The sequence below is a fragment of the Jannaschia sp. GRR-S6-38 genome (assembly GCF_029853695.1).
Lineage (GTDB): Bacteria > Pseudomonadota > Alphaproteobacteria > Rhodobacterales > Rhodobacteraceae > Jannaschia > Jannaschia ovalis.
This window is the reverse complement of record NZ_CP122537.1, coordinates 2106322-2118065: the sequence shown is the minus strand read 5'-3', so window position 1 is coordinate 2118065 and position 11744 is coordinate 2106322. Positions and strand designations below refer to the sequence as shown.

Here is an 11744-nt window from a genome sequence, read left to right as displayed (position 1 = left end):
TTGCCATCCCGATGCCCGGCCTTCCAGTGGCCGCGCGCGGCGGAGGGTGCGAGATGCAGATCGAAGACAGGCGGTCGGAGGACGCGCTGGTCCTGACGCCCGCCGGCCCGCGCATCGACGCCGCCGGCGCGGTCGCCTTCAAGGACGCGATGCGCGGCCATCTGGCGGGCCATCCGGGCCGCGTCGTGCTCGACCTCGCCGCGGTGGATTTCGTCGACAGCAGCGGGCTCGGCGCGCTGGTCGCGGTGATGAAGATGCTGGGCCCCGACCGGCGGCTGGAGCTTTCGGGCTGCGGGCCGGCCATCCTGCGCGTGTTCGAGCTGACGCATATGGATCGCGTCTTCGTGCTGCATGATCGCCTGCCCGAGGACATCGCCGCGCGATGACGGCGGCGCCCCTGCCCGCACAGGCCGAATTGCAGCCCCGCCGCATCCCGGCGACGGCGGCGGACGTGCACGCGCTGCTCGCCGATCTCGCGCTGCATTTCGACCTGCGCGGGATCGCGGGCCCGCGCAGCATCGACCTGCACCTGCTGCTGGCCGAGGTGATGAACAACATCGTCGAACATGCGCTCGCCGGGCGCGCGGATGGCTGGATCGAGCTTCGGGTGGATCGTGCGCCCGACGGGCTGCGCGTCGCGCTGGGCGACAACGGCGCGCCCCTCCCCGAGGCCCTGCTGCGCCCCGCCCCGCCCCCGGACGCGACCGCGGGCGAGGGCTGCCCGGAAGGCGGGTTCGGCTGGGCGATGATCCACGCCCTTTCCTCGGGCCTGTCCTATCGGCGGCAGGACGGCATCAACCGCCTCGACCTGCGCTTCCCCTACGACCGCGCCGGCTGACGCGCCTGGGCGCGCGGCCGGGCCCGCCGCGGCCCACGATCCGCCCGGAGCGCGACGTGGCATCATCCCCAACCCCGGTTCGCCCTTGCTACTGTCCGGGCGCTCCCCGCATCGCCTGTAGGGCAGCGTGGCGCGGGCTGCGTCCGCGCCGCCGCGCGAGAACGATCCGAAACCGCAGCGGGGCTCCGAGGCGCGTCGCACCCCCTCCGCCGCGCGCCCGACGGCGGGTCCCGACGGCCCGCCCACCTTCCGACGCACCCGGGGCGCCCCCATTGGCAAGCCCCGGCCCGCCCGTCATACCGTCGCGCAAGCAACCGCAATGAGGCCCCGATGCGCGACTTCCACCTGCCCGGGCGTTCGCCCGTCCTCGCCACCGAAGGCATGTGTGCCACCTCGCATCCGCTGGCCGCGAAGCTGGCGCTCGACACGCTGGCGCGGGGCGGCAATGCGGTGGACGCGGCGATCGCGGGCGCGGTCCTTCTAGGCGTCTGCGAGCCGCAGATGACCGGCATCGGCGGCGACGCCTTCGTGCTGCTCAAGCCCGCCGGGTCCGAGGAGGTGCTGGCGCTCAACGGCTCGGGCCGCGCACCGGCTGCCGCCAAGGCCCAGTCGCTGCGCGCGAAGGGCCTCAAATCCGTGCCGCCCGGCGCGGTCGAGGCGGTCACGATCCCCGGCGCGATCGACGCCTTCTGCCGGCTCTCGGCCGAGCACGGGAAGCTCGGCCTGCAGGACACGCTGGGCCCCGTGATCCCCTATTTCGAGGCCGGCGTGCCGGTCGCGCCCCGCGTGGCGCTGGACTGGCGCATCGCCGCCGACCGCATCCAGGGCAGCGCGCGCGACACCTATCTGCGCGACGGCCAGCCCCTGCCGGTGGGCGCGCGCTTCGCCCTGCCCGGCCAGGCCGAGGTGCTGCGCCGCGTCGCCGCGAAGGGCCGCGAGGCGTTCTACGAGGGCGAGGTCGCCGCGGATATGGCGGCCTCGCTTAAGGCGCTGGGCGGCGTCCACACGGAGGAGGATTTCGCCGCCACCGCCTGCGACTGGACCGATCCGGTCAGCGGCACCTACAAGGGCATCGAGCTGGTCGAGCACCCGCCCAACGGCCAGGGTGCGACCGCGATCCTGATGGCGAACATCCTGTCGCATTTCGATCTTTTCGGGCTGGGCCCGATCGGCGCGCGGCGCGCGCATCTTGAGGCCGAGGCCGCCAAGCTCGCCTATGACGCGCGCAACCGCCTGCTGGCCGATCCCGATCACACCAGCCGGCTAGGGCACATGCTGGCCCCCGAGACGGCCGCGCGCCTCGCCGCCCTGATCGACCCGAAATGGGCGATGAAGACCCCCGAACCGCTGACCGAGGAGATCCACCGCGACACGATCTACATCACCGTCGTCGACCGCGACCGGATGGCGGTGTCGCTGATCTACTCGATCTATCACAGCTTCGGCGCGGGGCTGGCCTCCGACAAGTTCGGCATCCTGTTCCAGAACCGCGGCTGCGGCTTCACGCTGGAGCGGTGGCATCCCAACGAGATGGCCGGCGGCAAACGCCCGATGCACACGATCATCCCCGGCATGCTGCGCGAGAACGGGCGCGTGACCATGCCCTTCGGCGTGATGGGCGGCGGCTATCAGCCCAACGGCCATGTCCGCTTCCTGTCAAACATGGTCGATTACGGAATGGACGCGCAGGCGGCGATCGACGCGCCCCGCGCCTTCTCGGATGCCGGCGTGATGAAGGTCGAGCGCGGCTACCCGTCCTCGGTCTGTGCCGAGCTCTACGCGATGGGCCATGCGGTCGAGGTGCCCGAGACGCCGCTCGGCGGCGCCCAGGCGATCCGCATCGACGAAAGCGGCTATCTCGAGGGCGCCTCCGATCCGCGCAAGGACGGCTGCGCGCTGGGCTACTGAGGGCGTCGGGCGGCGCGTCCGGCGCGCCGCCCAGCCCCCTCAGAGCCGCTCGATGGCCAGCGCGATGCCCTGCCCGCCGCCGATGCACATCGTGATCAGCGCGCGCGTCCCGCCCGTCCGCTCCAGCTCGTAGAGCGCCTTGACCGCGATGATCGCGCCGGTCGCGCCGACCGGGTGGCCCAGCGCGATGGCGCCGCCATTGGGGTTCACCCGCTCGGGGTCGAGGCCCAGCTCGCGGGTCACCGCCAGCGCCTGGCTCGCGAAGGCCTCGTTCGACTCGATCACGTCGAAATCGGCGGCCGTCAGGCCCGTCCGCTCCAGCAGCCGGCGCACCGCGGGGACCGGGCCGATGCCCATCACCTCGGGGCGCACGCCGGCATGGGCATAGCCGAGGATCCGCGCGCGCGGCGTCAGCCCCGCGGCCTCCGCGGCCTCGGCGCGGGCCAGCACCAGCGCGGCGGCGCCATCGTTGATCCCGCTCGCATTGCCCGCCGTGACCGTGCCGTCCTTCTGGAAGACCGGCCGCAGACCGGCCAGCGTCTCCAGCGTCGAAGCTTTGGGATGCTCATCGGTGTCGAAACCCACCTCCTCGCGCTTGCGCCGGACCGTCACGGGCGCGATCTGGTCCGCGAAGCGCCCCTCGGCGATGGCGGCGGCGGCGCGGTCCTGGCTGAGCTTGGCGAAGGCGTCCTGATCCGCGCGGGTGATGCTGTGCTCGGCCGCCACGTTTTCGGCGGTGACGCCCATATGTCCCGTCCCGAAGGGACAGTTCAGCGCGCCCAGCATCATGTCGAGCCCCGACACGTCGCCCATCTTCGCGCCCCAGCGCGCGTCGGGCAGGATGAAGGGCGCGCGGCTCATCGCCTCGGCCCCGCCCGCCAGCGCGAAATCGGCATCGCCGAGCGAGAGGGCCTGCGCCGCCGAGACGATGGCCTGCACGCCCGACCCGCAGAGCCGGTTGACGTTCATGGCGGGCACCGTCTCGGGTACGCCGGCCTGCATGGCGGCCACGCGGCTCAGATACATGTCCCGCGGTTCGGTGTTGATGACATGGCCGAAGACCGTGGTGCCGACCTGTCCGGGCTCGACCCCGGCATCGGCCAGCGCGGCCGTCGCGGCCACGGTGGCCAGCTCGATCGGCGGGGTCGCGGCGAGGCTGCCGCCGAAGGTGCCGATAGCGGTGCGCTTGGCGCCCAGGATCACGATGTCGGTCATGGTCGGATGTCCCTTGCGGTGGGGTCGGATGGAAAGGCCGGGGGTGTCGCCCCCGGGCCCCCTGAGCATTTCTGCCGCCAAGACCGCCGGGACGGAAGGGGGACGTCGCGGCGGATCAGTCGCGATCGGTCAGGATGTCGAGTGCGCGCGACAAGGGCGCGGCCTCGGGGCCCAGCTCGTCCATCAGCCGCGCCTGGTAGGCGATGGCCAGCGGCGCCAGCTCGTCCACCATGGCCCGGCCCGACGGCGTCAGCGTCAGGTCCACCAGCCGCTTGTCGCCCGCGTTCACGCGCTTGGCGACATGGCCCGCCTCCTCCAGCCGGGCGGCGGCGCGGGAGACGCGCGACTTCTCCATGTCGGCGCGCTCGGCGATCTCGCGGACCGAGACGGTGCCGGTGCGCGCCAGATGCGCCAGCACCCGCCATTCGGCCCGGCTCAGCCCGAAGCGTTCGCGGTACTCGCGCGCGAAATCGCGGCTGATCCGCCCGGCGGCGACGGCCAGGCGGTAGGGCAGGAAGTCCTCGAGCGTGAAATCATTCATAGCGCCCAGCCTCGCGCGCGCAGGCCGTCCCTGTCCAGCCCGGCGCCTACAGCGCGACGCGGCCCCGCGCCGTCAGCACCCAGGCGCGCCGCCCCTCGATCGCGGCCACGGTGGCGGGCGCGCCGTAGCCCGCCCCGCTGTCGAGGTTCAGCCGGTTGCCGTGATGCCGCGCGGCGTCGAGCGCGGTGTGACCGTGCACCACCAGCCGCCCGTGGTCGCGGCGATCCGACAGGAAGGGCTCGCGGATCCACAGCAGATCGTCCTCGGCCTGCACGGCGGGCGGCAGGCCCGGCCGGATCCCCGCATGGACGAAGAGATGCTCGGCATCGAGGCGCATCGTGTCGAGCGCCCCGAGGAAGTCGAGATGCGCCGCCGGCACCGCCGCCCGCGCCGCCGCGCGCAGATCCTGCAGCGCCGCGCCCGAGGGCACCGCTTCCGGCACCGTCACCCCGTAGGAGGCGAGCGTCGCGCGCCCGCCCAGCCCCGGATGCAGCCAGCTCGCGCCCGAGGAAATGGCCGGGTCGTGGATGATCCCGCCCGTCAGGAAGCGCAGGAACATCCGGTCGTGATTGCCCAGCAGCACGGTCCAGTTCCGCCCCGCCGCGCGCCCCTCGACAAGCCGGTCGATCACGCCCCGCGCGTCGGGTCCGCGATCGACGAGGTCGCCCAGCAGCACCAGGTCCGCCTCCGGCCCGCCATCGGCCTCGACCAGCGCGAGCAGGCGGTCGAGCTCGCCTGCCTGCCCGTGCAGATCGCCGATGGCGTAGACCGCCGCCATCTCAGACGGCGAAGCGCAAAGGCGAGACGTTCTGGAACAGCCCCGTCTCGCGCAGCTGGCCCAGCACCGCCTCGGGCGGCTGCTCGTCGAGATAGAGCAGCGCGATCGCGTCCTTGCCCCGGTCGGACCGGCCCAGCGTGAAATTCGCGATGTTCACGCCGTTCTGGCCCAGCGTCTGGCCCAGCGTGCCGATGATGCCCGGCTCGTCATGGTTGGTCGTGTAGAGCATATGCGCCCCCACCTCGGCATCGATGTTGATGCCCTTGATCTGGATGAAGCGCGGCTTGCCGTCGTGGAACACCGTCCCCGCGATCGAGCGTTCGCGCTTCTCGGTCTTCACCACCAGCTTGATATAGCCCTCGAAGACGCCCGTCTTGTCCTGCCGCGTGGTCGAGATCTCGACGCCGCGCTCGCGGGCCAGGACCGGGGCCGACACCATGTTCACATCCGGGTTGGTGGCCTTCATCACGCCCGCGATCGCCGCGCAGTTCAGCGCCTCCAGATTCATCGCCGCGACCGAGCCGTTATAGACGATCTCGATCGCCTCGATCGGCTCGTCCGTCATCTGGCCCACGAAGGCGCCCAGGTGATCGGCCAGCTTGACCCAGGGGCCCATCACCTTGGCCTCCTCGGCGGTGACCGAGGGCATGTTGAGCGCGTTGGTCACCGCGCCCGTCAGCAGGTAGTCGGCCATCTGCTGCGCCACCTGCAGGGCCACGTTCTCCTGCGCCTCGGTCGTGGCCGCGCCCAGATGCGGCGTGACGACGACATTGGGCAGGTCGAAAAGCGGGCTGTCGGTGGCGGGTTCCGTCTCGAACACGTCGAAGCCCGCGCCCGCGACATGGCCGGATTTCAGAAGCTCCGCCAACGCCGCCTCGTCCACCAGGCCGCCGCGCGCGCAATTGACGATGCGCACGCCCTTCTTGGTCTTGGCCAGGTTCTCGGCCGACAGGATGTTGCGCGTCTGGTCGGTCAGCGGCACGTGCAGCGTGATGACGTCGGCACGGGCCAGCAGCTCGTCCAGCTCGACCTTCTGGACGCCGAGCTTGGCGGCGCGCTCGTCCGACAGGAACGGGTCGTAGGCCGCGACCTTCATGCCCAGGCCCACGGCCTTCTGGCAGACGATCCCGCCGATATTGCCGGCGCCGATCACGCCCAGTGTCTTGCCGGTCAGTTCGACGCCCATGAAGCGCGACTTCTCCCACTTGCCGGCATGGGTCGAGGCGTTGGCCTCGGGGATCTGGCGGGCGACGGCGAACATCAGCGCGATGGCGTGCTCGGCGGTGGTGATCATGTTGCCATAGGGCGTGTTCATCACGATCACGCCGCGGCGCGAGGCGGCCTGCTTGTCGACATTGTCGGTGCCGATGCCGGCGCGGCCGACGACCTTGAGGTTCGGCGCGGCTTCCAGCAGCTTCTCGGTCACCTTGGTGGCCGAGCGGATGGCGAGGCCGTCGTAATCCTTGACGGCCGCGAGCAGGGCATCCTTATCCTTGCCGAGGCTCGGGTCGAAGGTGACGTCGATGCCGCGGTCGCGGAAGATCTGGACGGCGGTTTCCGACAGCTTGTCGGAGACGAGAACTTTGGGGGCCATGCGGCGCTCCTTCAATAATCGGGGTGACCCGCCGGGGGCGGGTCTTGTGTCTTGGGATGGGGTCTGGGCGGGCCGCTCAGGCGGCCACGGCCGCCGCGCGCTCGGTCTGATAGGCCCATTCGATCCAGGGCATCAGCGCGGCGACATCCGACGGCTCGACGGTCGAGCCGCACCAGATCCTGAGGCCCGGCGGCGCGTCGCGATAGCTCGCGATGTCGAGCGCCACGCCCTCGGCCTCCAGCCGCTTGGCGACGCGCTTGGCGAAATCGCCGGGCAGCCCCGCATCGGTGAATTTCAGGCAGACCGAGGTGGTCGACCGCGTCGCCGGGTCAGCGGCGAGGTTGGCGATCCAGTCGCGGCTTTCGCAGAAATCCCAGACATGGCCGGCGGAGGCATCGGCCCGCGCGATCAGGCCCGAAAGGCCCAAGCCCTCGGCCCAGTCCAGCGCCTTGAGGTAATCCTCGACGCAGAGCATCGACGGCGTGTTGATCGTCGCCCCCTCGAAGATGCCCTCGATCAGCTTGCCGCCCTTGGTCAGGCGGAAGATCTTGGGCAGCGGCCATTTCGGCGTGTAGCTTTCCAGCCGTTCGACGGCGCGCGGGCTCAGGATCAGCACGCCATGCGCGCCCTCGCCGCCCAGCACCTTCTGCCAGGAGAAGGTCGTCACATCGAGCTTCTCCCACGGCATCTCCATCGCGAAGCAGGCGCTGGTCGCGTCGCAGAGCGTCAGCCCCTCGCGGTCATCGGCAATCCAATCCGCGTTCGGCACGCGCACGCCCGAAGTGGTGCCGTTCCAGGTGAAGCAGATGTCGCGGCCCGGGTCGACGTCCAGCGCCGGCAATTCGCCGTAATCGGCGGTGCGGATCTCGGCATCGAGGCCCAGCTGCTTGACCGCGTCGGTGACCCAGCCCGCGCCGAAGCTTTCCCAGGCCATCATGGTGACGGGGCGCGCGCCCAGCATCGTCCACATCGCCATCTCGTAGGCGCCCGTATCCGAGGCGGGCACGATCCCCACGCGGTAATCCGCGGGCAGGCCCAGCAGCTTGTGGGTGCGGTCGATCGCCGCCTTCAGCTTGGACTTGCCCACCGCGGCGCGGTGGGACCGGCCCAGCGGGGCGTCGGACAGCTCGGTCAGGGAAAAGCCCGGATGCTTGGCGCAGGGCCCGGACGAAAAGCGCGGATTGTCCGGACGCGCGGCCGGTTTCATGACGTCGGTCATGTCTATCCTTCCAGATATTTGCCCCTCGTTGGGGAGGGGTGTCCCGCCGCCGTCGTTATTCGCAGCCGAGGGGTCGCGCAAGGGCCCAAACGCGGCTAATCGGGCGCGACCGATCACCGCGACCCGAGGCCCGCACGATGTTCACCTGCGTCCTGACCTGCCCGCCGGACAGCCCCCGGATCGAGACCCCGCTGGTCGAGGCGCTGCGCAACGGCTGGGGCGGCGGGGACGCGCGCTGGCTGCATCGCGGCGTCGCCGCCGAGTTCGACCTCGGCACCCTGCCCGACACGCTGGAGGCCACCCGCGCCGAGATGGACGCGATGGGCATCGACCTGAACACCGTGCCCGCCGCGGGCCGCGCCAAGCGGCTGCTGCTCGCGGATATGGATTCGACCATGATCCGGCAGGAATGCATCGACGAGCTGGCCGCCGAGGCCGGCGTCGGCGAACGCGTGGCCGCCATCACGGCCCGCGCGATGAACGGCGAGATCGGCTTCGAGGGCGCGCTGCGCGAACGCGTGGGCCTGCTCAAGGGCCTGCCGGAGGAGGTCATCGACCACGTGATCGCCACGCGCATCCAGATGATGCCCGGCGGCGCGACGCTGATCGCCACGATGAAGGCGCATGGCGCCACGACCGCGCTGGTCTCGGGCGGGTTCACCGCCTTCACGCGGGTCGTCGCCGCGCGGCTGGGCTTCGACTGGAACCGCGCCAACACGCTTCTGGCCGAGGGTGGCCACCTGACGGGCGAGGTGGCCGAGCCCATCCTCGGGCGCGAGGCCAAGGTCGCCGCGCTCGAGGAGCTCTGCGCGCAGCACGGGCTGACCGAGGATCAGGCCATCGCCGTGGGCGACGGGGCCAACGATCTGGGCATGCTCAAGCGGGCGGGCTTCGGCGTCGCGCTGCATGCCAAGCCGGCCGTCCAGGCCGCGGCCGGGCTGCGCGTCAACCATGGCGACCTGACCGCGCTCCTCTACCTGCAGGGCATCCACCGCGACGCCTTCGCGTGATCGAGGTCGCACCCGAGATCCTGGCCCTGCTGGTGGGCGTGGCGGTGCTGGCCGGGTTCATCGACTCGATCGCGGGCGGTGGCGGGCTGGTGACGGTGCCCGCGCTCCTGCTGGCAGGCGCGCCGCCGGTGACGGCATTGGCCACCAACAAGGTGCAGGGCGTGTTCGGCGCCGTCTCGGCCGCCACGCATTACGCCCGCGCCGGGTTGGTCGATCCGCGCGCGCAGGTCGTCCCCGCCGCGCTCGCCTTCGCGGCCAGCGTCGGCGGCGCGCTCTGCGTGTCGCTTCTGCCCACCGACACGTTGCGCCTCGGGCTGCCGGTCCTGCTGATCGCGGTGGCGCTGTTCTTCGCCTTCAAGCCCGGGCTCGACGATCTCGATCGCGCCACGCGGCTGGGGCCCGTCGCCTTCAACGTCACCGCCGTGCCGATCGTGGCGGCCTATGACGGGCTGCTCGGCCCCGGGGCGGGCTCCTTCTACATGTTGGCTTTCGTCCTGCTGGCCGGGCGCGGCGTGCTGGCCGCCACTGCCCATACCAAGCTTCTGAACGCCGCCAGCAACGCGGGCGGCCTCTGCGCCTTCGCCCTGATCGCCGAGCCCTGGTGGATCGCCGGGCTCGCCATGGGCGGCGGCCAGTGGCTGGGCGCACAGGCCGGCGCGCGCGTCGCGGCCGGGCGGGGCGCGGCGCTGATTAAGCCGCTCCTCGTCGCCGTGACCTCGGCCATGGCGCTGCGGCTGATGTGGGCCGGGCTCTAGGCGCGGGCGCCTAGAGCCCGGCCTCTGCCGCGATCTGCGCGCGGCTCTTGCGCTGCCGCTTGGTCGCCGATTTCAGCTGCCCGCAGGCCGCCATGATGTCCTCGCCCCGCGGCGTGCGGATCGGCGAGGCATAGCCTGCCTGCATCAGGATCGTCGCGAAGGCGCGGATGCGGTTGTTCGAGCTGCGCGTATAGGGCGCGCCGGGCCATTCGTTGAACGGGATCAGGTTCACCTTGGCGGGGATGCCGTCCAGAAGCTCGACCAGCCGGTGGGCATCCGCGTCGCTGTCGTTCACCCCGTCCAGCATGACATATTCGAAGGTGATCCGCTCGCTATTGGTGGCCTTCGGGTACTCGCGAAGCGCGCCCAGCAGCGTCTCGATGTTCCAGCGCTTGTTGATCGGCACCAGCACGTCGCGCACCGCGTCGGTCGTTGCGTGGAAGCTGACCGCCAGCAGGCAGCCGATCTCCTCGGCGGTGCGCGCGATCTCGGGCACGACGCCCGAGGTCGACAGCGTGATCCGCCGGCGGCCCAGCGCGATCCCCTCGCCATCCATGACGATCTTCATCGCGTCGCGCACGTTCTCGAAATTGTAGAGCGGCTCGCCCATGCCCATCAGCACGATATTCGACAAAAGCCGCGGCCCGGCCTCGCCCGTGCCCATGCCGCGCTCGGGCCATTCGCCCAGGTCGTCGCGCGCCAGCATGACCTGGCCCACGATCTCGGCGGCGGTCAGGTTGCGCACCAGCTTCTGCGTGCCGGTGTGGCAGAAGGAACAGGTCAGCGTGCAGCCCACCTGGCTCGACACGCAAAGCGTGCCGCGCCCCTCCTCGGGGATGTAGACGACCTCGACCTCGTGGCCGCCCGCGATCCGGACCAGGTATTTCCGCGTCCCGTCCTCCGAGACCTGCCGCGTCACGACCTCGGGCAGGCGCAGCTCGAAATGCGCGGCGAGCGTGGCGCGGAAATCCTTGCTGAGATTGGTCATCGCGGCGAAATCGCGCTCGCCCCAGTGATAGATCCACTGCCAGAGCTGACCCACCCGCATCTTCGCCTGCTTCTCGGGAACGCCCACGGCCAGCAGCGCCGCGCGCATCTCGTCGCGGGTCAGGCCGATCAGGTTGGGCAGGCCGGCCTCCGCATCCTTGCGCGGCAGGGTCAGCACGTCCTGGGTCACGGGCGCCTTCATCGCGGGGCCTCCGGGGCAAAAGTGAAGCGGGCGCCCCATATAGGGACGCCCGCGCGCAAACTCAAACGGATCGCGGGGGCTCAGGCGCCGCAGCGGGTCTCCGCATCCTCGACCGCGGCGGTGAAGCCCAGCAGGCTGAACGTGTCCTGCGTGCTGGTGCCCCGGCCCGACCGGCCCGAGACGACGGCCTGCGCGCCGCGCTTCATCGCAGCGATGATGCGCTCGTCCTCGGCCGGCGAGGCGGCCCAGGCCAGCTCGCCGTCGGTGAACATCTCGAACCGGTCCGAGCCGATCTCGATCGTCACCGTCGAGCCGTCGGCGTAAGGATAGCCCCCCGTGGCCGAGACCTCGCCGTTCTTGTCCGAGCCCGGCCAGAAGCTGACGAACAGGCGGATGTCGCCGCGCCGCGCGGCCACCTCGCGCCCGTCGCGCGTGTTGCGGATGGATTTCGGCGCCGAGACGATCCAGCACTGGGTCGGATTGTCCTCGACGAAGACCGACCAGTCGGTCTCGGTATTGACGCGGTTGGAGCTTTCCTGCGCGGACGCGGGCACGGTGGCCAGCGCGGCGAGAAGGACGAAGCCGATCGCCTTCGATATCATCTGTGTCACTGCCTCTGTCATTCTGGGCGGCCCGCGCCCGCCCGGGTTGTCCCGGGTCGCGCACCGCTGGGTCGCCAGGTTCCCAATGCTGCGGC

Annotated in this window: 12 protein-coding genes; 5 read left to right on the top strand and 7 right to left on the bottom strand. The window is 71.2% G+C overall.

Going from position 1 to position 11744, the window contains the following annotated elements; translation table 11 throughout:
• Positions 1-53 precede the first annotated feature (53 nt).
• The 3 genes from P8627_RS10755 to P8627_RS10745 all read left to right on the top strand — a co-directional run bounded on the left by P8627_RS10755 (position 54) and on the right by P8627_RS10745 (position 2746).
• Positions 54-386, top strand: coding sequence for an STAS domain-containing protein (locus P8627_RS10755; protein ID WP_279964097.1), 333 nt, complete (start codon positions 54-56; stop codon positions 384-386).
• Positions 383-838, top strand: coding sequence for an ATP-binding protein (locus P8627_RS10750; RefSeq protein ID WP_279964096.1), 456 nt, complete (start codon positions 383-385; stop codon positions 836-838). Before P8627_RS10755 ends, P8627_RS10750 begins: the two co-directional genes overlap by 4 nt.
• 330 nt (positions 839-1168) lie before the next feature.
• Positions 1169-2746: a gamma-glutamyltransferase family protein gene (locus tag P8627_RS10745; protein ID WP_279964095.1), complete on the top strand. Its 1578-nt coding sequence runs from the start codon at positions 1169-1171 to the stop codon at positions 2744-2746.
• Between the two features lie 39 nt (positions 2747-2785).
• Here P8627_RS10745 and P8627_RS10740 read toward each other — a convergent pair whose 3' ends face one another.
• From P8627_RS10740 to P8627_RS10720, 5 genes are all read right to left on the bottom strand, one after another.
• On the bottom strand, positions 2786-3961 hold the full coding sequence (locus P8627_RS10740; protein ID WP_279964094.1) for an acetyl-CoA C-acyltransferase family protein: 1176 nt from the start codon (positions 3959-3961) through the stop codon (positions 2786-2788).
• 115 nt (positions 3962-4076) lie between these two features.
• Positions 4077-4502, bottom strand: coding sequence for a MarR family winged helix-turn-helix transcriptional regulator (locus P8627_RS10735; protein WP_279964093.1), 426 nt, complete (start codon positions 4500-4502; stop codon positions 4077-4079).
• 46 nt (positions 4503-4548) lie between these two features.
• Positions 4549-5280 (bottom strand): metallophosphoesterase family protein, encoded by a 732-nt coding sequence (locus tag P8627_RS10730; protein WP_279964092.1) that lies wholly within the window; start codon positions 5278-5280, stop codon positions 4549-4551.
• A 1-nt stretch (position 5281) separates the two neighbouring features.
• Complete coding sequence (gene serA / locus P8627_RS10725) at positions 5282-6874, bottom strand: phosphoglycerate dehydrogenase (protein WP_279964091.1); 1593 nt, start codon at positions 6872-6874, stop codon at positions 5282-5284.
• Between the two features lie 76 nt (positions 6875-6950).
• A complete protein-coding gene (locus tag P8627_RS10720; RefSeq protein WP_279964090.1) occupies positions 6951-8093 on the bottom strand; it encodes a phosphoserine transaminase in 1143 nt (380 codons plus the stop codon).
• Positions 8094-8230: 137 nt separating this feature from the next.
• On the opposite strand from P8627_RS10720, the gene serB reads away from it, so the two are divergent.
• Complete coding sequence (gene serB / locus P8627_RS10715) at positions 8231-9103, top strand: phosphoserine phosphatase SerB (RefSeq protein ID WP_279964089.1); 873 nt, start codon at positions 8231-8233, stop codon at positions 9101-9103.
• Positions 9100-9858: a TSUP family transporter gene (locus P8627_RS10710; protein ID WP_279964088.1), complete on the top strand. Its 759-nt coding sequence runs from the start codon at positions 9100-9102 to the stop codon at positions 9856-9858. Before serB ends, P8627_RS10710 begins: the two co-directional genes overlap by 4 nt.
• A gap of 10 nt (positions 9859-9868) precedes the next feature.
• Here the strand turns inward: P8627_RS10710 and rlmN are convergent, their stop codons facing one another.
• Together rlmN and P8627_RS10700 are read right to left on the bottom strand one after the other, a co-directional pair.
• Positions 9869-11047, bottom strand: coding sequence for a 23S rRNA (adenine(2503)-C(2))-methyltransferase RlmN (rlmN, locus tag P8627_RS10705; RefSeq protein WP_279964087.1), 1179 nt, complete (start codon positions 11045-11047; stop codon positions 9869-9871).
• 80 nt (positions 11048-11127) lie between these two features.
• Positions 11128-11649: an invasion associated locus B family protein gene (locus P8627_RS10700; protein WP_279967451.1), complete on the bottom strand. Its 522-nt coding sequence runs from the start codon at positions 11647-11649 to the stop codon at positions 11128-11130.
• Between the last annotated feature and the right edge of the window lie 95 nt (positions 11650-11744).

Bases quoted from the DNA above. Each gene is read 5' to 3' on its own strand.
- P8627_RS10750 (WP_279964096.1), top strand. From the start codon at position 383: ATGACGGCGGCGCCCCTGCCCGCACAGGCCGAATTGCAGCCCCGCCGC.
- serB (WP_279964089.1), top strand. From the start codon at position 8,231: ATGTTCACCTGCGTCCTGACCTGCCCGCCGGACAGCCCCCGGATCGAG.
- P8627_RS10730 (WP_279964092.1), bottom strand. From the start codon at position 5,280: ATGGCGGCGGTCTACGCCATCGGCGATCTGCACGGGCAGGCAGGCGAG.
- P8627_RS10755 (WP_279964097.1), top strand. From the start codon at position 54: ATGCAGATCGAAGACAGGCGGTCGGAGGACGCGCTGGTCCTGACGCCC.
- P8627_RS10720 (WP_279964090.1), bottom strand. From the start codon at position 8,093: ATGACCGACGTCATGAAACCGGCCGCGCGTCCGGACAATCCGCGCTTT.
- serA (WP_279964091.1), bottom strand. From the start codon at position 6,874: ATGGCCCCCAAAGTTCTCGTCTCCGACAAGCTGTCGGAAACCGCCGTC.
- P8627_RS10700 (WP_279967451.1), bottom strand. From the start codon at position 11,649: ATGATATCGAAGGCGATCGGCTTCGTCCTTCTCGCCGCGCTGGCCACC.
- P8627_RS10745 (WP_279964095.1), top strand. From the start codon at position 1,169: ATGCGCGACTTCCACCTGCCCGGGCGTTCGCCCGTCCTCGCCACCGAA.
- P8627_RS10735 (WP_279964093.1), bottom strand. From the start codon at position 4,502: ATGAATGATTTCACGCTCGAGGACTTCCTGCCCTACCGCCTGGCCGTC.
- rlmN (WP_279964087.1), bottom strand. From the start codon at position 11,047: ATGAAGGCGCCCGTGACCCAGGACGTGCTGACCCTGCCGCGCAAGGAT.
- P8627_RS10740 (WP_279964094.1), bottom strand. From the start codon at position 3,961: ATGACCGACATCGTGATCCTGGGCGCCAAGCGCACCGCTATCGGCACC.